Here is an 18,969-nt window from a genome sequence, read left to right on the forward strand (position 1 = left end):
TTCTTTTTGCGTTAGTAATTAAAAAAACGGGGCGGCCCCAACCCAAATTCAAATTGGCTTAGGCGACAGCCCCAATCCGAAACTTCATAGTTTAATATTCAGAGACTTATTTCTATCAAATTAATAAAATTTAAAATTTATTGTAATATAATTAAAAAATGAATTATAATTATTGTAAGCATAAGAGTATTTTTACAAATATGCGAAAGGTAAAATTTTTCTGATAAATATGCAATAAATTTTGGGGTGATAATTAATATGAAGAAACGTTTTGAAAATTTTCAAATTAGAAAAGCCGATAGGTTAAGTATATTTGTGATAATAATGGTATCGCTTTTCAGTATTGTAAGTAATTTTTTGACAATGAATTTTAGCCAAGCTATTAAGCTGGCGATACCTTTCATATTTTCGGATATTATTATTGCAGCTACATATTTTATTCCTATAAGCAGTAAAATCAAAGGAGTATTTTACAGTATTGTTATTCTTGCAGGTGCAATAGCATCACTTTCAAACGATCCCACGGATCAGACTGCCCAGTATGCAATTGCAGCTTCTATTATAATTTTAGCTTTGTACTTTTCAAAAGAAATGATTATTTTTTATGGAATAGTAATTAATGCAGTATTTATTACTCTGTTTTTTACCGATAATGTGCTGTTATTTGGAACCACAAGACCTATAAGCTATTTAATAAGCACGCTTATTACTGTGGATGGTATATTTATAATATTATTTTTTAATAATATATGGGGACAACAGATGATTGTAAATGCAAACAACAAGGAAAAAGAAGCCAACAGCCTGATGGAAAAACTAAAGGTTACCATGGAGAAAATAGAAAGCTCTTCTGTAGTTTTAAATAAGAATATTTCAGTACTTGATGAAAATGTAGAAGAAATAGTGAAATCCAGTGAAGAAACCACAAAGGCCTTAGGTGATATATCAATTGGTACACAAAATCAGGCAGAAAGTATAAATAATATTAGCATAAACATGTCTAGTGCCATGGGGGAGGTTACTGCTACAAAGGAGCTATCTGAAAAAATATCAGAATCCTCAAAGGATATATCAGCTAGTGTCTCACAGGGTTCAGAGAAAGTAAATGCAATGACAATTCAAATGCATACTATCAATCAGGCCATTTCTGTAGCTTTGACTACTGTAAATGAACTGCAGGCAAATATTAAAAATATTAATAGCTCACTTTTAGGAATAACTCAGATATCTGATCAAATTAATCTTTTAGCATTAAATGCTGCTATTGAAGCCGCTAGAGCAGGGGAACATGGAAAAGGGTTTGCCGTGGTAGCGGAGGAAGTTAAAAAGCTTGCAGAGCAAAGCAGTATAATTGTTAAAGACATAAATGAAACTATAGATGATATCTCTAAAAAAACTACAACAGCTGTAAATATGGTTGGACAAGGTGAAAGCGCAGTAGAGAGCGGAAATACGCTTATTGAAGAGGTGGTTCAACACTTTGATGATGTACAAGCTTCTGTAGAAAACACTTTTAAAGTTCTCAATAGGGAAAAGACAATGGTTGAGGATATGTATAGCATCTTTGAAAAGGTTCAGAGCCAAATGGAGAATATTACTGCTATTTCAGAAGAGCATGTCGCTACCAATGAAGAAGTACTTGCTACAATTGAGAGTGAAAATAGTGATATAATGCTTATCAATAATTCTATTAAGGATATAAAGCAGCTTTCGGAAGAATTAAAGAATATGCTTGTAATTTGAAGCTGTCTGTAATGAAATATAAATTTTATGAATAGAAACTGTGAAGCAAAATCTATCATAGAAATATGGTGGATTTTTATTTATAATAATGCTATGCTTTAAAGCAGAATTTATATTAGGTAAACCAAGGAGTATCAATATGAAATATTATTTAGCGCCAATGGAAGGAATTACTGGATACATATATAGAAACACTTATAATAAATTTTTTGATAATGTGGATAAATATTTTGCTCCTTTTATTTTAGCAAATAAAAGCGAGAGTCTTAAAACAAAAGAACTAAGAGACCTTTTGCCAGAAAATAATAAGGGAATAAAGCTGGTGCCTCAAATACTTACTAATGATTGTGAGGCTTTTGCAGCCACCTGCAGAAAGCTTCAGCAACTAGGGTATAGTGAAGTGAATTTAAATCTAGGCTGTCCTTCTGGAACAGTGGTTTCAAAAAACAAAGGTGCTGGCTTTTTAGGAAATAGAGAGGAACTGGATAGGTTTTTAGAGAAAATTTTCAAAGCAGAAAGTATAAAAGTTTCTATAAAAACTAGGCTTGGACTAGAGAACTCCGAAGAGTTTTATGAGCTGATAAAGATTTATAACAAATATCCTTTATCAGAACTAATTATTCATCCCAGAACGCGTAAGGATTTTTACGGAAATAAACCTAACCTGGAAATCTTCAAGGATGCTTTGGCTTTGAGCAAGAATACAGTGTGTTATAATGGAGATATTTTCACTGTAGAGGATTATAAGGCTTTGACTGATAATTTTTCTGAATTGGAGTCTGTAATGCTTGGACGAGGGATATTAGCAAATCCGGGATTAATGAAGGATATAAAAGAGAAGACCAAATTAGATAAAAAACTGCTTAAGGCCTTTCATGATGAGCTTTTTAATAATTACAAGGAAGTATATAAGGAAGAAAGAAATGCCCTATTTAAAATGAAGGAACTATGGGGATATATGATATATCTGTTTTCAGACAACAAAAAATATGTTAAAAAAATTAAAAAGTCACAAAAGGAAAATGAATATAAAGCGGTTGTTTTAAATTTATTTGAGGAGCAGGAAGTCATAGAAGGCGCTGGATTATTTTATAAGCAATAGTAATAAATTTAACTTTATGTTTCTTTGCGAGAATATGTCTTTTGTATTTGGAAATGATAATTATAGATTGATAAAATACAAAAGGAGAGGAATTTCATAGATGAATACACGTAATGTTCAGCGCAGAGAAATAGAAAAAATTTATGGAGAAATCAGTCCCTTTGAGCTTAAAGATAAGCTGATTCAATTAGCGGAAGGACAGAGAGAAAAAAGTGCACGTACTATGCTTAACGCTGGACGAGGTAATCCTAATTGGATAGCTGCATCGCCACGTGAAGCTTTCTTCGCATTTGGGCAGTTCGCTGTTTTGGAGTCCCGCAGGGTATGGAATGAGCATGATCTTGCTGGAATGCCAAAAAAAGAAGGTATTTCAAATAGGTTTCGTGCCTATATTGAAAATCATCAGGGAGAGCAGGGAATAGAGCTTCTTAAAGCCATCATTGATCATGGTATAACAGATGAAAAATTTGATCCAGATGCTTGGATATATGAGCTGACAGATGGAGTCATAGGTGACAACTATCCTATACCAGACAGGATGCTAACCCATGTAGAAAAGGTTGTCCATGATTATCTCATACAGGAGATGTGTACTTACTGCCGTCCAGAAGGTAAATTTCATTTGTTTGCAGTGGAAGGAGCTACGGCAGCAATGTGTTATATATTTGATTCACTCATTGCAAATAAATTATTATCCCTAGGGGACAGAGTGGCAGTGATGGTTCCTGTTTTCACACCTTATCTTGAGATTCCACATCTATCAAGGTATAATTTTGACGTTGTTGAAATAAATGCCTCTGAAATGACAGCGGATGGTACCCATACCTGGCAGTATCCTGAAGCTGAGATAGAAAAACTTAAGGATTCAAGCATAAAGGCTTTGTTTATCGTCAATCCAAGTAACCCGCCTTCAGTAGCTATGAGACCAGAATCTGTGGAGCAGTTAGTGGAGATCGTAAATAAATATAATCCGAATCTCATGATTATCTCGGATGATGTATATGGCACTTTTGTGAATAATTTCAGATCTCTGACCGCGGATTTACCTTTTAATACTTTGGGGGTATATTCCTTTTCAAAATACTTTGGAGTGACGGGTTGGCGCTTAGGAACTATTGCAATCCATGAAAACAATGTGTTCGATAAGCTGCTTAAGGAGATGCCGAATAACAAGAAGGAAGAGCTTAGAAAGCGTTACGGAGATCTTTCCACTAATCCAGAGGATATACTTTTTATTGACAGGATAGTGGCAGACAGCCGCCAAGTGGCTTTGAACCATACGGCAGGTCTGTCCACTCCTCAGCAGGTACAGATGGCATTTTTTTCAGTTTTTGCTCTTCTGGATAGAGAAGATAAATATAAGCAGATGACAAGAGATATCTGCAGGCGTCGTCAGAAGCTGCTATTTGATAGTCTTGGATTAGATTTAAGAAAGGATCCTTATGATGCTGCCTATTACACTGAATTTGATTTGCTTGAATGGGCACGCCACTATTATGGTACAGAGTTTGCAGAATATCTTCAAAAAAATCATAAACCTATAGACATACTATTTAGTTTGGCTGAAGAGTCTTCCATAGTTCTATTAGGCGGTGGTGGATTTCACGGCCCAGAGTGGTCTATTAGAATATCTCTATCGAATCTTAATGATGTTTATTATTCTGAAATTGGAGAAGTGCTGCATAGAGTATTGAAAAGGTATGTAACATCTTGGAAAGATGAAAAAAATATATTAGTAAAAAAGTGATAAAAACTCATTTCATGTCACTAATCCTTTGATTTTGTAAAATAAATGAATAAAAATATTTGACATTCCTTATATTTTATGATATCCTTATCATAAAATATAAGGAATGTTACTGGTTATGCAGGCTTTACCGCGTTATAGATGATATTTATTAGTATTATTTGTTGTGGTGTGGTCTTTTTTTGTTCCATAAAAATAATACGAAATAGCATTTGTAAAATAATTTTTTACTTGCAAAGCACTTGAAGTTGTATAACTTTGAGGCAGTGTGTCTGTTAAAGTGATTAATCAGCACTAAAAAGGGGAGAATCCATGAAAATTCAAAAGATAATAAACAATAATTTAGTTCAATCCTTCGATAATAGCCATAAAGAAGTTCTTGTTATGGGATGTGGACTTGGATTCAAGAAAAAAATTGGAGAAACTATAGATAAAAATAAAATAGAAAAGATTTATTCTCTTGAAGATAAAAATTATTCCAATAAATTAATAGAGCTATTATCTGGCATCCCTTTAGAAATTATACAAACCACTAATGAAATAGTGTCTTATGCAAGGTATTCCCTTGGTAAGAAGCTTAGTGATAATATATACATTCTATTAACAGATCATATAAACTTTGCGATGGAAAGAATTGGACAAGGATTTCAATATAAAAATCCATTGTTATGGGAGATAAAAAGATTCTATAATCATGAATTTTTAATTGGCAGGGAGGCCCTTCAAATAATTAAAAAAAACCTAAATGTTGATTTGCCAGAAGATGAAGCTGCCAATATTGCATTACATATTGTTAATGCTCAGCTTAATTCTAACAACATGGATGATACCATGAGCATGACTAATATGATTCAAAATATTTTAAACATAGTTAAGTTTCATTATAAGATAGAGCTTGATGAATATTCTCTTCATTATGAAAGGTTTATCACTCATTTGAAGTTCTTTTCTCAGAGAATTTTTAGAGGAACCGAAATTCAGGACGAGGATAACAGTCTTTCTCAAATAATGAGGGGAAAATATAAGGAAGCCTATGCTTGTGCTGAAAAGATAAAAAAATATATCAAGAGCCAATTTAATGCGGAGCTTACCGATGAGGAAATGATGTATTTGGCTGTTCATATATATAGGGTTACAAAACAAACTGAATAATTAAGGATTGTTACTGGTAATGCAGGCTATACCTAAGTGATGTAAAATGAGCGCTCTTTTACATTGCTTAGGTATTTTTTATAAAATTATAAACAATATATTAAATGCAAGGTTGTTACTGTAAGCAGGAAACTGCATTATGGGCTTTACTTCATTAAAATTAATTCAAAAAATTTATTTTAAATGGAGGATTTGTATTATGGACTACTCAAAATCAGCAAAAGAGATAGTAGAAAAGATAGGTGGAGAAAGTAATGTAAATAGTGTTATGCACTGTATGACAAGACTTAGATTCACATTAAAGGATGAAAGTATTGTAAAGGATGAAGAAGTTAAAAAAATAAAAGGTGTTATGGGTGTCATGAAAAAGGGCGGCCAGTATCAGGTTATTATAGGAAACGAAGTAGCAGCATGCTACAAGGAAGTACTTAAGCTAGGAAATTTCAATGATGCTGCACCTACCGAAGTAACTAGTGGAGAAAAGCAAAATATTATTACAAGAATCTTAGATGTAATATCAGGAAGTATGTCAGCTACTATGCCAGCTATCATAGGTGCAGGTATGGTAAAGGTTCTAGTGGTGCTTCTTACTACTATAGGAATACTTTCAAAAACTAGTCAGACTTATACCATATTATATGCACTGGGAGATGCAACATTTTATTTCTTGCCAATGCTTCTAGTAATGTCTACTTCTAAGAAGTTTAATATTAATCCTTATACCTTTGCTGCAGTAATAGGTGTTATGGTTTATCCGGATTTTGTAACTCTACTAGGTGGTGGAAAAGCTGTACATTTTCTAGGACTTCCTGTTACTCAGGCTAGCTATGGTTATGCTGTTATTCCAGTCATTATTATGGCATGGGTAATGAAATATATAGAAAATATTGCAGATAAAATAACTCCAGCTGTAACTAAGAACTTTTTAAAACCAATGTTAATACTTATTATAGCAATGCCAATCGCTGTATTAGTCGTAGGACCTCTTGGATATTTAATAGGTAAGGGTTTGTCTGCTGTTATGTATACAGTTCAAGCAAAGGCTAACTGGCTTGCTCTACCATTAATGTCTGCCTTCATGCCTCTATTAGTTATGACTGGTATGCATTGGGCATTCGTACCAATAGCATTAGCTGCACTTGCAAGTCCTGGATATGAAACTTTACTTTTAGTTGCTATGCTTCCTTCTAATTTAGCACAAGGTGGAGCTTCCTTAGCAGTATCTCTTAAGACTAAAAATAAGGATCTTAAGCAGGTTGCCAGCGCCTCAAGTATTTCAGCTCTTTTAGCTGGTGTTACAGAGCCAGCTATGTATGGTGTAACAATAAAATATAAGAAACCTCTAATAGCAAGCATGATAGCAAGTGGTGTTGCAGGACTTTACGCAGGAATAGTTTCCTTAAAGGCCTATGTATTTGCAACTCCAGCCCTTATAGCAATAGTTCAATTTATAAACCCAAAGGGTGGTTCAAACTTTGTTAATGCTATAATAACAGCAGCTATTGCCATAGTACTTTCCTTTGTACTTACTTGGATAATAGGCTTTGATGATCCAATGAGTGAAGAGAAGGATGAAGCTTCAAATGACAATAAAATAGAAGTTAAAGAAGCTTATTTAGATACAGCAGAACCTAAAGGTGAAGCATTAATTTTAGCTCCAATTCAAGGAAGAGCAGTATCCTTAAGCCAAGTAAATGACATAACCTTCTCAGAAGAAATCATGGGAAAAGGGGCAGCTATAATACCAAATGTAGGAAGAGCAGTATCACCAGTCAATGGAGTTGTTTCTGCAATATTTGAAACAAAACATGCAGTAGGAATTACAGCTGAGGATGGAACAGAAATTTTAATACACATAGGACTAGATACCGTAAAATTAGGTGGAAAGCACTTTACAGCCCACGTTAAGAGCGGAGATAAAGTTAAAGTTGGAGATCTTCTAGTTGAATTCGATATTGAAGCAATTAAAAAAGAAGGATATGAGGTAATAACTCCTGTTATTATAACTAATGTAGGTGATTATAAGGATGTATTGTCACTAATAGATAGAGATGTAAAAGAAAAAGATGAGTTAATAAAAGTAATAAGGTAATAATTAAATGTTTTAAATCAGTGCAGAAATCAGCACTGATTTAAAACAGAGTCAAAATAAAATTTTGGAGGGATAGATATGTCAATTAAATTTTCAAAACAATTTTTGTGGGGAGGAGCTACAGCTGCTAACCAACTTGAAGGTGCTTATAATGAAGATGGCAAAGGTTTATCAACTCAAGATATAGCTCCCAAAGGAGTAATGGGACCTTTAACGGAGGAACCCACAGAAGATAATATGAAGCTTATAGGTATTGATTTTTACCATAGATATAAAGAAGATATTAAACTTTTCGCTGAAATGGGCTTTAAGGTTTTTAGACTATCAATTGCCTGGTCAAGAATATTCCCTAATGGTGACGACAATGAGCCAAATGAAAAGGGCTTACAGTTTTATGATAATGTATTCGATGAATTAGCCAAGTATGGTATTGAGCCTTTGGTTACCATTTCACATTACGAAACACCACTTGCACTGGCTAAGAACTATGATGGCTGGGTAAATAGAAAGGTTATAGGATTTTTCGAAAACTATGTGAGAACAATATTTACTAGATATAAGGATAAGGTTAAATACTGGCTTACTTTTAATGAAATAAATTCAGCAACTCATTTTCCTTATATGAGCGCAGGTATATGGACACCAAAGGAAAAATTAAGTAAGCAGGATCTATATCAGGCCATGCATCACGAGCTGGTTGCCAGCGCATCAGCAGTAAAAATTGGTCATGAAATAAATCCTGAATTTAAGATTGGATGCATGATTCTTGGAGTGCCAAATTATCCGCTTACTCCAAAGCCAAGCGATGTTCTTAAGGCTATGGAAGCAGATAGACAGAATCTATTCTTTGGAGATGTTCATGCCAGAGGAGAATATCCAAGATACATGAACAGATTCTTTAAGGAAAACAACATAGAAATAAAAATGGAGCCAGAGGATAAGGAAATATTAAAAAACACAGTGGACTTTGTTTCCTTTAGCTACTATATGAGTTCCTGTGCTACTGCGGATCCTGAGAAAGATATTAAAGGAAAGGGAAATCTTATTGGAGGAGTTTCAAATCCATATTTAAAAGCGTCAGACTGGGGATGGCAGATAGATCCTGAAGGTTTAAGATATATTTTAAATTTATTCTATGATAGATATCAAAAACCATTATTTATTGTTGAAAATGGATTAGGAGCTGTAGATAAATTAATTACAGATGAAGATGGAAATAAGACTGTAAATGATGATTACAGAATTCAGTATTTAAATGATCACTTAGTTCAGGTGGCTGAAGCTATAGAGGACGGGGTAGAAGTAATAGGCTACACCACTTGGGGATGCATAGATTTAGTAAGTGCATCCACAGCTGAACTTAAAAAGAGATATGGGTTCATCTACGTGGATAGGAATGATGATGGAACTGGAACCTTAGAAAGATACAGAAAAAAGAGCTTCTATTGGTATAAAGATGTTATAGCCACCAATGGAGAAAGCTTAAAGAAATAAATCCTCCACAATATAACTGTGAGTTTTGCTGATTATTAGAAAATAGAAAATATCACGTTTAGAATATAATTCTCTGTGCAATAATAATTATAGATAAATATAAAAATGCGAGGGGATTATTAGTATGCAAAAAACTAAAATGATTTTTACTATTGGTCCTGCCAGTGAGAGCCAGGAGGTGCTATCTAAATTGATAGAGGCGGGCATGAGTGTTGCAAGGCTTAATTTTTCTCACAGCACTCATGAAGAGCATAAATTAAAAATAGACCTTATAAAAAAATTAAGGCAAAAACATAATAGGCATGTAGCTATAATGATTGATATAAAAGGACCAAAGATAAGAACTCATAATTTTAAAGCTGATAAAGTAAAATTGCTTAAAGGTTCAAAATTTACTATAATCTGCGGTGAAGAAATTCTGGGAGATGAAACCCACTGTTCAATTAGTTATAGTGGATTATATAAGGATGTTGCAGTTGGTAATAAAATCTTGGTAGATGATGGTCTATTAGAACTTACGGTTGAGTCCATAGATGGAAATAAAATTCACTGCATAGCGGATAATACTAGTTTCATTGGAAATCACAAGGGCGTAAATGTGCCCAGTGCTTCAATAAATGTTCCAGCTGTGACAGATAAGGATAAAGAAGATCTAATTTTTGGGTGCCAGATGGAAGTGGATATGGTGGCTGCCTCCTACATAAGGAAAGCCAGCGATGTTTTATCCGTTAGAAAAATCTTAGATGAAAATGGCGGAGAAGATATTCAAGTATTTTCAAAGATAGAAAGCTGTGAAGGCATAAAAAATATTGATAAAATTATTGAAGCTTCGGACGGAATAATGATAGCCAGAGGAGATATGGGAGTAGAAATTCCACTGGAACAGGTTCCACTGGTACAGAAAATGATAATAGAAAAGTGCAATAAGGCAGGAAAGCCAGTTATTACAGCTACTCAAATGTTAGACTCCATGATAAGAAATCCTAGGCCTACAAGAGCGGAGGTTTCTGATATAGTCAATGCTATATTTAATGGAACCGATGCAATAATGCTTAGCGGCGAGAGTGCAAATGGCAATTATCCTATAGCTGCAGCACAAACTATGGCAAAAACAGCTCAGGCTGCAGAGGATAAAATAGACTATGTTTCCTGGCTTAATAAAAATAAAAAGTCCTGCACAGCTGATGTTTCTGATGCTATAAGCCTATCAGCTTGTATTATCGCAGCAGAACTTAATGCCTCTGCGATAATTACTGCCTCTGCTGAAAATGCAGCCTCCATGCTATCAAAATATAGACCTAAGTGTCCTATAATTTCTGTTATTTCAAATGAGAAAGCAGCAAGAAAAGCAGCGTTATGCTGGGGAGTAGCGGCATTAATATCAAAGCCCTTTTCTTCTACGGAAGAACTGATTACTAACTGCCAAAAAGAATTATTAGAAACAGGCTATGTTAAAAAAGGTGATTTGATAGTAGTGGTTGCGGGTGTGTATCTATTTGCTATTTTTGTTGAGTAAATAGGCTATGTTTTAAATCAGTGTTAAAAATCAACACTGATTTAAAGCAGGGCATTAACACCATTTACATTAGCTTGTTCATTTTCATTCATGGGAATAATGATGCATTTTTGACCGTCAATTATTTGTGATTTTATTTGAGCTACCTTTTCAGGCTTTACTTGAAGTAAAATATCATATGTCTGATCAGCATTGGAATCAGCTTCTATTTCAGAGTCAGCAGCTGCTTCCAGCATAATATCATTTTCAGGCCTATTTTCAGTATCTTGTTTAGTCTTTTCAAGTTCCTCTTCTAGAATTTGTACTTTTTTCACAAGTCTTTCTTCTTTTCTTCTTTGTTCGTTTGCTGCAAGTGCTTTTTTATCTATTAAATGCTCTATTACAGGAGAAGTATCACCAAATTCTTCTGTATAGGATTTTTCGATTTTTGTGGTAATTTCTTCAGAAATTCCGCTTTCAATCAGAATATCTTGAATATTATCATTAGTTAAAATTATAGGCTCCGCATCCTTGCCATTAACGGTAGCATGCTCATCTACCATGTTATTAAGAGTCTCTTGAATCTCAAGAAATAAATGTTCGGATTTTTTATCATCATTGCCAACAGCTTTACGAATGATAGTATTGAAGACTTCTTTTTGCTCGGTAGCAGTTTGTCTGGAGGTGCAGCCTAGAGCTTGTTCCATTAATTCTGGGTGCGAATCCTTTGCATTTTTTGTATAGTACATAATGGAATTAACATCGCTGCTGCGATCCGTAAAGGCTGGAAATACAAATCCAAGGTCTGGAGTACCAACTACCCAATCTCTAATCCGTGCTCCAATTCTATTTTCATCTTCAAAATATCCAAGAGCCGGCTCTGTTAGAGACACTGGACATATTGCACATAATAAGTATTCATATACTTCTTCGGATTCATCTAATTTTAAATTATCCGTAGTTTTTGTAGGAACATCGTAAGCATCACGAAAGATAAGTATTAAAAAATTACCTGCGTAGTCATAACTATCTATAATTAAATTATAAAAATTATCAAGCAGATTATCATCTTTTAGTTCACTCTTATTTAGTGCCATTAGAGAAAGCTGTCTGCTATTTATATTTTCTTCATCCAGTGGAAAGTTAAGCTCTAGAAGATTATTTCCAACTGTGCCGGATAAGGTCTTTTTTGCAATTTCTAAGTATTTAAAAAATTCTTCCTCACTTAAATTTAAAAAAGTTTCCTTAATTTTTAATACCATATTCTTCTGAGCATCCACATAGCAGCCGCACATTTTTGTAAAGGTACACTCGTCCTTTTTTAAACGTCTTTTTAATTCTAATATATCTTTCTTTTTCATATATAACCCTCTCATTTAAGGAATGTTTTAAATCAGTAGTGAGTTAAAACATTGCCTATTAATATAATAAAAAATACTCTACCTAATATAGTATATTGTTCAATGGACAGCTCTGCAAGAGATAAAATAAATTGGACATGTTTTAAGTCAGTGTAAAAATCAACACTGATTTAAAACAGAACCAATAAATTAAAAAAATTATTCTTTTATAGGGTTTATATATTTTTAGAAAAAATGATTTCACAAAATAGTTTATTAAATTTCATAAAATACACCTTCAGCGTTTAAACCTTTCATGTGATAAAAATTTAAAATAATATTTGTCATTTCCTCTGGAGTTTTTTTTGCACCTTCTTCAATCCAATTTTTTAGAGAGAACCATAATCCTCCTGCTGAAAAATGATTAAAATAACTGTTATCTGATACAAAAGTTAAATTTTTAATTTTTTCATTTACTGCCATTGAATTTAAGTATTTTAAGTGCAAGTCTAATAATATTAAATATACATTGTTATCTATAAGTTTTTTTAAAAATTCTTTGTTTTTATACCAATATTCAAAATATGTAATAAGTAGGTCATATAGAGTTATTTCATTTTTTGATGAAATGATTTCTATAAATTGACTATACAATCCATCAACATAGTATTCTAATATGGCTTTTTTGGTTGAAAAATTTCTGTAAATTGTTTGTCTGGTTAAGTCTGCATTTTCTGCTATTTCTTTTAATGTAATTTCACTGTAATGTTTAGTATCCATTAACTCTAGCAATGAGCTTGTAATCCATTTTTTAGATCTTATAGTTATAGGGTTAACATTTTTTTTGATTTGACTCATTTTTAACATTTCCTCGCATTTGTATAACTTATTTTATTTAGTTGACTTCATACTTTATAGTATTATATGATAAACAATGAAATGTTACAAGTGTATTATTTGTAACATAAATAACATTTTTAAGAGGTAAATTTTATGAATAATATAGCTGTTGTTGTAGATAGTACTGCTGTAATAGGTGAAGAATTATTGAAAAACAATGATAATTTATATATGCTTCCATTAGATCTAATAATAGATGGGAACTCTTTTAGAGATGGATTAGATATAACCCCAAGTGAATTTTGCTTAAAAATGACTGAATGCGTAAAGCCGCCAACTACTTCTCAACCATCATTTGGAGAAGTATTAAATCTTTTCGAAGAAATAGTGGATAAGTACGATTACATTATATATATTACGATTAGTTCTAAATTAAGTGGTACATTCCAAACAGGAATGTTGGTTAGAAATCTAGTTTCAGAAGATAAAATAATAGTTTTTGATTCACTTTTTACAGCCACTATTCAAAAGCAAATGGTAATAACCACTTTGGAATTGATAAAAAACGGAAGTTCAATTGAAAATATTGTTGAAAAACTTGCATATATAAGATCCAATTCAAAGATATATTTAGTAGTAGATGATTTAGCGCATTTGCGTAGAACCGGCAGAATATCTTTGTCTGCCGCATCAGTAGGAAGTCTGCTAAACATAAAGCCAATTCTAGTTTTTGAAGAAGGTCAAATAGCATTAAAAAGCAAAGTAAGAACTCTGAATAAGGTTAATAATTATTTAGCTGAAATAATTGAAAATGATAAATTGACGCCTGATTCAAAGATAATAATAGCTCATGCAAATGGTTATGAATCAGCCTTAAGGTTAAGGGAAAAGGTATTAGAAATATATCCTAAGCATACAATAACAATTGAAGAACTTTCTCCTGTAATAAGCACACATACTGGTTCTAAAAGCTTTGGTATATCGTGGATATATTGATAAATATGCAAATTTTGCTATATTAATTCGCTATAATATCAAACTGATTTTAAAAGAAAAAGCTTATATATTACTTTTTTACATAAAATAAAGTATAATGAATGCAGTTACTTAAGATAAAGTACTATTAAATAACTTAGCAGGAGGAAATTAAAGTGTTTTATGAAAAAGTAAAAGAAACAGCAGATTACATAAAAAAATATATATCAGAGGAGCCCACTATAGGTATTATATTAGGAAGCGGGCTTGGAAGCTTAGTGGATATAATGGAAAATAAAAAAATTATTGCATATAATGAGATACCTAATTTTCCTGTTTCTCAGGTGGCAGGTCATGCAGGCAATTTAGTTTTTGGAAGGATTGGAAATCAAAATATTGTAGCTATGCAGGGAAGATTTCACTACTACGAGGGCTTTGAAATGAAGCAGGTTACTTATCCAATTTTTGTTATGAAGCTGCTTGGAGTAAAGCAGCTTATAGTGACAAATGCCTGCGGAGGAATAAATAAAAGTTTCAAACCTGGAGATTTAATGCTGTTAACAGATTTCATTAATAGTGTTTCAGTGAATCCGCTTATTGGTACTAATGATGAAAGATTCGGAACAAGGTTTCCAGACATGTCAGAGCCCTATAACAAAGAATTGATTAAAAAAGCAAAGGATATAGCAGATTCACTAGGAATACCTTATCAACAAGGAATATATACTTTTTTTCAAGGGCCTTATTATGAAACAGCAGCAGAAATTGCAGCTTTTGGTAGAATGGGTTCTGATGCCATTGGTATGTCTACTGTACCAGAAACCATCGCAGCAAATTATTTGAGCATGAAGGTTTTAGGAATTGCCTGCATTACTAATATGGCTACTGGAATTGCAGAAAGAAAGCATTCTCACGAAGAGGTAGTGAGAGTTGCTAACGAATCCAGTGAAAAACTTTGCAGCTGGCTAAAGAAATTGTTAATAAACTGGTAGAACAGAAAGCTCTGTATTTCAGGGCTTTTTTTTATACCTAGAGATTTCCTAGAAAGGTAAGTCTTAATATAGAAAAGAAGATAACTGGCTATAGATGTATCAAGGAGTAAGTGTGAAGCTATGGTCATATTCAGGTCATATTGTTGTGATAAAGTAAGCTTGTTTCAAGAAAGATAAAAATTCAAATAACAGACTTAAATTTTATCAGAAGGAACAATTTATATAAAAAATATATTAAGATTGGAGAGAATTTAAATGAAGTTAGCATGGAAAGAAATCAGTTATAATAAAAAGAAATATATACTTATTGAATTGATTCTTATAATGATGATATTTATGGTAATCTTTCTGTCTGGACTTGCAAATGGTTTAGCCAGAGCAGTCAGTGCAGGAATTGAAAATGCGGATGCGTTAAATTATGCTGTCAGCTCAGATTCAGAAAATTTAATTACGGTATCCAGCCTTGATGAAAATGTACTTGCTACTGTTAAAAATTCTACTAGCAGCAAGGTTACAACCTTAAATATCCAGAGAATGAACCTTAATAAAAAAGGCGGTACGAAAAGATTTGATGTAGCTTACTTTGCAATTAATCCAGAAGAATTTTTAAATCCAAAGGTAACAGAAGGTGAAAAACTGACAGACAAGACTAATGCCATTGTCCTTGATGAATCTTTGCAGGATTCAGAAATTAAAGTAGGAGATATTGTGGAAGATTCAGCAACAGGTATAGAGCTTACAGTGGTTGGATTTACAAAAGATGAAATGTATGGGCATTCACCTATAGGCTTTATAAGTATGGATACTTATAAAGAGCTTCAGCAAGCTGAAAACCCAATGTACAAAACAAAATATAATGCCATTGCAATAGAAGGCAGTGACATCAGCAAAATCAAAGTAAAAGATGTACAAGTAGTTGATAAGTCCGAGATTGTAGAAAATATTCCAGGATATAAGGCTGAGCAGATGACAATTAAGATGATTCTATGGGTTCTTGTTTTTGTTTCTGCTGCAGTTTTGGGTGTGTTTTTCTATATTATTACTCTTCAGAAACGTAAAGAATTTGGTGTAATGAAAGCAATAGGCATGAAGCTTAAAGAAATTGCTGCTACACAAGTAGCTCAAGTATTAATTCTTGCATGTTTTGGCGTGATAATTGGAAATGCATTAGCATTTGGAATGGCATCAGTCCTACCTAAAAGCATGCCTTTCTACTTAAAGTTTACAGATTCGTCGTTAATATCTGCAGCATTTATATTAATATCAATGATTTGCAGTTTAGTATCAATCAGAGAAGTGGCAAAGGTTGATCCTATTACCATAATTGGAGGTAACTAAAATGAGTGAATATGCTATTGAATTAAATAATATTTCAAAATCTTACAAAGACGGCAGCGGAATGAATGTGGTTTTGGATCACATTACCCTTAAGGTCAAAAAAGGAGAATTCGCAGCTATAGTGGGTCCTTCCGGGTCTGGAAAAAGTACACTGCTGGCTATATCGGGAATGTTACTTTCTTCAGATAAAGGTGATATAATTATAGGTGTCAATAAACTACTTAATAAAACCCATAAGGAAGGGACAAGAATACGAAGAGAGAATATAGGATTTATTTTTCAAAATCATCAGCTGCTTCCTTACCTTACCACAGAAGATCAGTTAAAGCTGGTGGCAGATATGTCTACTTCAAAAGCAAAGGCAGATAAAAGTAAGGCTGTGGATGATATTCTTAGAGATCTTGGAATAGAGGATTGCCGAAAAAAATATCCAAAACAAATGTCAGGAGGACAAAAGCAGCGTGTTGCCATTGCAAGGGCATTTATGAATGAGCCCTATATCATTTTAGCGGATGAACCTACTGCAAGTCTGGATGGAATTAGGGGACGACAGATAGCTGAGATGATAAGACAGCAGGTTAAAAAGAAAAACACAGCTGCCATTATGGTGACCCATGATGAGCGTATATTAGACCTTGTTGACAGCATATACTATTTGGAAAACGGGAAGCTGATAAAGAAAAATTGAAAGCAGTGATATAAATTGTTTACAATATTGGTTGTAGAAGATGATGAAACATTAAATAAAATGATATGCGCAAAATTAAAGCAGGAACAGTTTAAAGCTTTTTCAGCTTTTGACGGTGAAGAAGCACTTACAGTGATGGATGAGGAACATATCGATTTGATTATCTGTGATATTATGATGCCGAAGATGGACGGTTATGAACTTACAAGAGAGCTTAGAAGTTTTTATAAGAGTATTCCAATTCTTATGGTAACTGCAAAAGCTCAGATGGAGGATTTAGAAAAAGGCTTTAAAGCAGGAACCGATGATTATATGGTAAAGCCTATAAATATGAAGGAGCTTATCTTAAGAGTAAATGCACTTCTTCGCCGTGCACAAATTGCTAATGAAAAGAAATTAGCAATAGGAAATGCAGTGCTGGATTATAATGCTTTAACCATAAGAATAGGAGAGGAAAGCTTTGATTTACCGCCAAAGGAATTTTATTTGTTATTTAAACTGCTCAGCAATCCTAATAAAATATTTACCCGTATTGAGTTAATGGATGAAATTTGGGGAATGGATTCTGAGGCAGATGATCGTACCATAGATTCTCATATAAAAAAATTAAGGCGCAAATTTGAAAATTACTCTGATTTTAAAATTATTACTGTAAGAGGACTTGGGTATAAAGCAAAATACTAGAAGCTGGGAGGAAGTATCCTATGCAAAAACAAAATAATAAAAAAGAAACTAGAAAATTCCGTATGTCCTTAAGGGTTTACTTTTTAATGATTTTTATATTAATTTTATGCACAGCTTGCGTTTTTTCCTTCATTTTAGTTTTTGCAGGAATGAAGTTGCTTTATAGCGGACCTATAACTATGCCAGTATTGTTAAGCATGTGCCTTCTTATTTGCTGCCTTACCATGCTTCTTGGAGGCTTTATGATGTGGTGCGGCTCCATACATCTTACAAGGCCAATTGAAGAAATGAGCAGAGCCGTTAAAAAAGTAGCTCAGGGAGACTTTTCGGTTCAAATTAAGAGAAATGAAAAAATGCGAGGCAAGCATGAATTTTCTAATGAAATAGATGAATTGGCGGTGCATTTTAATAAAATGGCTGCAGAACTGAATGGAATGGATTATATGAAAAAGGATTTCATAAGCAATGTAGCTCATGAAGTGCAAACTCCGCTGGCAGCTGTAACTGGCTTTACAGAAATACTGCTTGAAGGAGGATTTTCTAAAGAAGAGCAGCAGGAATACCTGTTACTGGTGAATAAAGAATCCCTCAGATTGTCACGTTTATGTGATAATATGCTTAGCATGTCTAGGCTGGATAATCAGCAGATAGTTTCAAAAAAAGACAGAATTCGTGTAGATGAGCAGCTTCGCAAGTGCATAATAATGCTTTCTGAAAAATGGCCGGAGAAGATTAGAAATTATGAATTAGATTGCAGCAATCTAAGCATTCAAAGCGATGCCAGCCTTTTGATGCAGATATGGGTTAATCTGATTGATAATGCTATTAAATACTCATCAGAAGATAGTACAATATGGATTAATGGAAAAATAGAAGAGGGATTCCTAGTTGTAGCAATTAGAGATGAAGGAGATGGCATCACCCTTGAGAAGCAGTCAAAGATTTTTGAAAAATTCTATCAGGGAGATGAATCTCATAAAAAAATAGGAAATGGACTCGGACTTTCTATTGTGAAAAGAATTGTAGACCTGTTGGGGGGAAGTATTACTTGTATAAGCGATGGGAAAAATGGCACGGTTATGGAAGTAAGACTACCAGTATAATTAAAGCTAGATAAAGACCACTTTGAAGTAGCATTCAAGGTGGTCTTTATTTTATATGGCTCTGGAAGTATATTCAATTTGTGAAGAGTTAAATAAGAAATTTGATAAAAAATCCAATAAGGGATAAAATTAATAAATGTAAGGTCAAATATAGCACAGTAAATTAGACGTAAAAATGAGGTGA

The 18,969-nt window shown here is 33.3% G+C and carries 15 protein-coding genes; 13 read left to right on the forward strand and 2 right to left on the reverse strand.

Features of this window, described 5'->3' with window-relative positions; genetic code table 11:
• Positions 1-258: 258 nt before the first annotated feature.
• From IAI10_RS11760 to pyk, 7 genes are all read left to right on the forward strand, one after another.
• Positions 259-1,743 (forward strand): methyl-accepting chemotaxis protein, encoded by a 1,485-nt coding sequence (locus tag IAI10_RS11760; RefSeq protein WP_315673462.1) that lies wholly within the window; start codon positions 259-261, stop codon positions 1,741-1,743.
• A gap of 139 nt (positions 1,744-1,882) precedes the next feature.
• Entirely contained in the window at positions 1,883-2,845 is a 963-nt protein-coding gene (locus IAI10_RS11765) for a tRNA-dihydrouridine synthase family protein (RefSeq protein WP_315673463.1), read from the forward strand.
• Positions 2,846-2,945: 100 nt separating this feature from the next.
• A complete protein-coding gene (aspD, locus tag IAI10_RS11770; protein ID WP_315673464.1) occupies positions 2,946-4,592 on the forward strand; it encodes an aspartate 4-decarboxylase in 1,647 nt (548 codons plus the stop codon).
• Positions 4,593-4,904: 312 nt separating this feature from the next.
• Positions 4,905-5,744 carry a BglG family transcription antiterminator LicT gene (gene licT / locus IAI10_RS11775; protein ID WP_315673465.1) on the forward strand — a complete coding sequence of 280 codons (840 nt, stop codon included), beginning with the start codon at positions 4,905-4,907 and terminating at the stop codon, positions 5,742-5,744.
• A gap of 199 nt (positions 5,745-5,943) precedes the next feature.
• Positions 5,944-7,836 carry a beta-glucoside-specific PTS transporter subunit IIABC gene (locus tag IAI10_RS11780; RefSeq protein ID WP_315673466.1) on the forward strand — a complete coding sequence of 631 codons (1,893 nt, stop codon included), beginning with the start codon at positions 5,944-5,946 and terminating at the stop codon, positions 7,834-7,836.
• Positions 7,837-7,914: 78 nt separating this feature from the next.
• Positions 7,915-9,330 carry a glycoside hydrolase family 1 protein gene (locus tag IAI10_RS11785; RefSeq protein ID WP_315673467.1) on the forward strand — a complete coding sequence of 472 codons (1,416 nt, stop codon included), beginning with the start codon at positions 7,915-7,917 and terminating at the stop codon, positions 9,328-9,330.
• Positions 9,331-9,454: 124 nt separating this feature from the next.
• Positions 9,455-10,846, forward strand: coding sequence for a pyruvate kinase (pyk, locus tag IAI10_RS11790; protein WP_315673468.1), 1,392 nt, complete (start codon positions 9,455-9,457; stop codon positions 10,844-10,846).
• A gap of 41 nt (positions 10,847-10,887) precedes the next feature.
• Here pyk and IAI10_RS11795 read toward each other — a convergent pair whose 3' ends face one another.
• Complete coding sequence (locus IAI10_RS11795; RefSeq protein WP_315673469.1) at positions 10,888-12,186, reverse strand: DUF4317 domain-containing protein; 1,299 nt, start codon at positions 12,184-12,186, stop codon at positions 10,888-10,890.
• A gap of 255 nt (positions 12,187-12,441) precedes the next feature.
• Positions 12,442-13,023, reverse strand: coding sequence for a TetR/AcrR family transcriptional regulator (locus IAI10_RS11800; RefSeq protein WP_315673470.1), 582 nt, complete (start codon positions 13,021-13,023; stop codon positions 12,442-12,444).
• Positions 13,024-13,158: 135 nt separating this feature from the next.
• Here IAI10_RS11800 and IAI10_RS11805 point away from each other — a divergent pair, with 135 nt between their 5' ends.
• From IAI10_RS11805 to IAI10_RS11830, 6 genes are all read left to right on the forward strand, one after another.
• Complete coding sequence (locus IAI10_RS11805; RefSeq protein WP_315673471.1) at positions 13,159-14,001, forward strand: DegV family protein; 843 nt, start codon at positions 13,159-13,161, stop codon at positions 13,999-14,001.
• A 155-nt stretch (positions 14,002-14,156) separates the two neighbouring features.
• Entirely contained in the window at positions 14,157-14,972 is an 816-nt protein-coding gene (locus IAI10_RS11810) for a purine-nucleoside phosphorylase (RefSeq protein ID WP_396334372.1), read from the forward strand.
• A gap of 255 nt (positions 14,973-15,227) precedes the next feature.
• A complete protein-coding gene (locus IAI10_RS11815) occupies positions 15,228-16,310 on the forward strand; it encodes an ABC transporter permease (RefSeq protein ID WP_315673472.1) in 1,083 nt (360 codons plus the stop codon).
• A gap of 1 nt (position 16,311) precedes the next feature.
• Complete coding sequence (locus IAI10_RS11820) at positions 16,312-16,998, forward strand: ABC transporter ATP-binding protein (RefSeq protein ID WP_315673473.1); 687 nt, start codon at positions 16,312-16,314, stop codon at positions 16,996-16,998.
• A gap of 15 nt (positions 16,999-17,013) precedes the next feature.
• On the forward strand, positions 17,014-17,682 hold the full coding sequence (locus tag IAI10_RS11825; protein ID WP_315673474.1) for a response regulator transcription factor: 669 nt from the start codon (positions 17,014-17,016) through the stop codon (positions 17,680-17,682).
• Between the two features lie 20 nt (positions 17,683-17,702).
• A complete protein-coding gene (locus tag IAI10_RS11830; protein WP_315673475.1) occupies positions 17,703-18,785 on the forward strand; it encodes a HAMP domain-containing sensor histidine kinase in 1,083 nt (360 codons plus the stop codon).
• Positions 18,786-18,969: the final 184 nt, after the last annotated feature.

The sequence above is a fragment of the Clostridium sp. 19966 genome (genome assembly GCF_032335695.1).
In the GTDB taxonomy this organism is placed as follows: Bacteria; Bacillota; Clostridia; order Clostridiales; family Clostridiaceae; genus JACTOJ01.

What these genes read in the sequence shown, in the direction of transcription:
- IAI10_RS11795 (WP_315673469.1), bottom strand. Translation starts at nt 12,186, where the DNA reads ATGAAAAAGAAAGATATATTAGAATTAAAAAGACGTTTAAAAAAGGAC.
- IAI10_RS11785 (WP_315673467.1), top strand. Translation starts at nt 7,915, where the DNA reads ATGTCAATTAAATTTTCAAAACAATTTTTGTGGGGAGGAGCTACAGCT.
- IAI10_RS11820 (WP_315673473.1), top strand. Translation starts at nt 16,312, where the DNA reads ATGAGTGAATATGCTATTGAATTAAATAATATTTCAAAATCTTACAAA.
- IAI10_RS11830 (WP_315673475.1), top strand. Translation starts at nt 17,703, where the DNA reads ATGCAAAAACAAAATAATAAAAAAGAAACTAGAAAATTCCGTATGTCC.
- IAI10_RS11765 (WP_315673463.1), top strand. Translation starts at nt 1,883, where the DNA reads ATGAAATATTATTTAGCGCCAATGGAAGGAATTACTGGATACATATAT.
- IAI10_RS11805 (WP_315673471.1), top strand. Translation starts at nt 13,159, where the DNA reads ATGAATAATATAGCTGTTGTTGTAGATAGTACTGCTGTAATAGGTGAA.
- licT (WP_315673465.1), top strand. Translation starts at nt 4,905, where the DNA reads ATGAAAATTCAAAAGATAATAAACAATAATTTAGTTCAATCCTTCGAT.
- aspD (WP_315673464.1), top strand. Translation starts at nt 2,946, where the DNA reads ATGAATACACGTAATGTTCAGCGCAGAGAAATAGAAAAAATTTATGGA.
- IAI10_RS11815 (WP_315673472.1), top strand. Translation starts at nt 15,228, where the DNA reads ATGAAGTTAGCATGGAAAGAAATCAGTTATAATAAAAAGAAATATATA.
- IAI10_RS11800 (WP_315673470.1), bottom strand. Translation starts at nt 13,023, where the DNA reads ATGAGTCAAATCAAAAAAAATGTTAACCCTATAACTATAAGATCTAAA.
- IAI10_RS11760 (WP_315673462.1), top strand. Translation starts at nt 259, where the DNA reads ATGAAGAAACGTTTTGAAAATTTTCAAATTAGAAAAGCCGATAGGTTA.
- pyk (WP_315673468.1), top strand. Translation starts at nt 9,455, where the DNA reads ATGCAAAAAACTAAAATGATTTTTACTATTGGTCCTGCCAGTGAGAGC.
- IAI10_RS11780 (WP_315673466.1), top strand. Translation starts at nt 5,944, where the DNA reads ATGGACTACTCAAAATCAGCAAAAGAGATAGTAGAAAAGATAGGTGGA.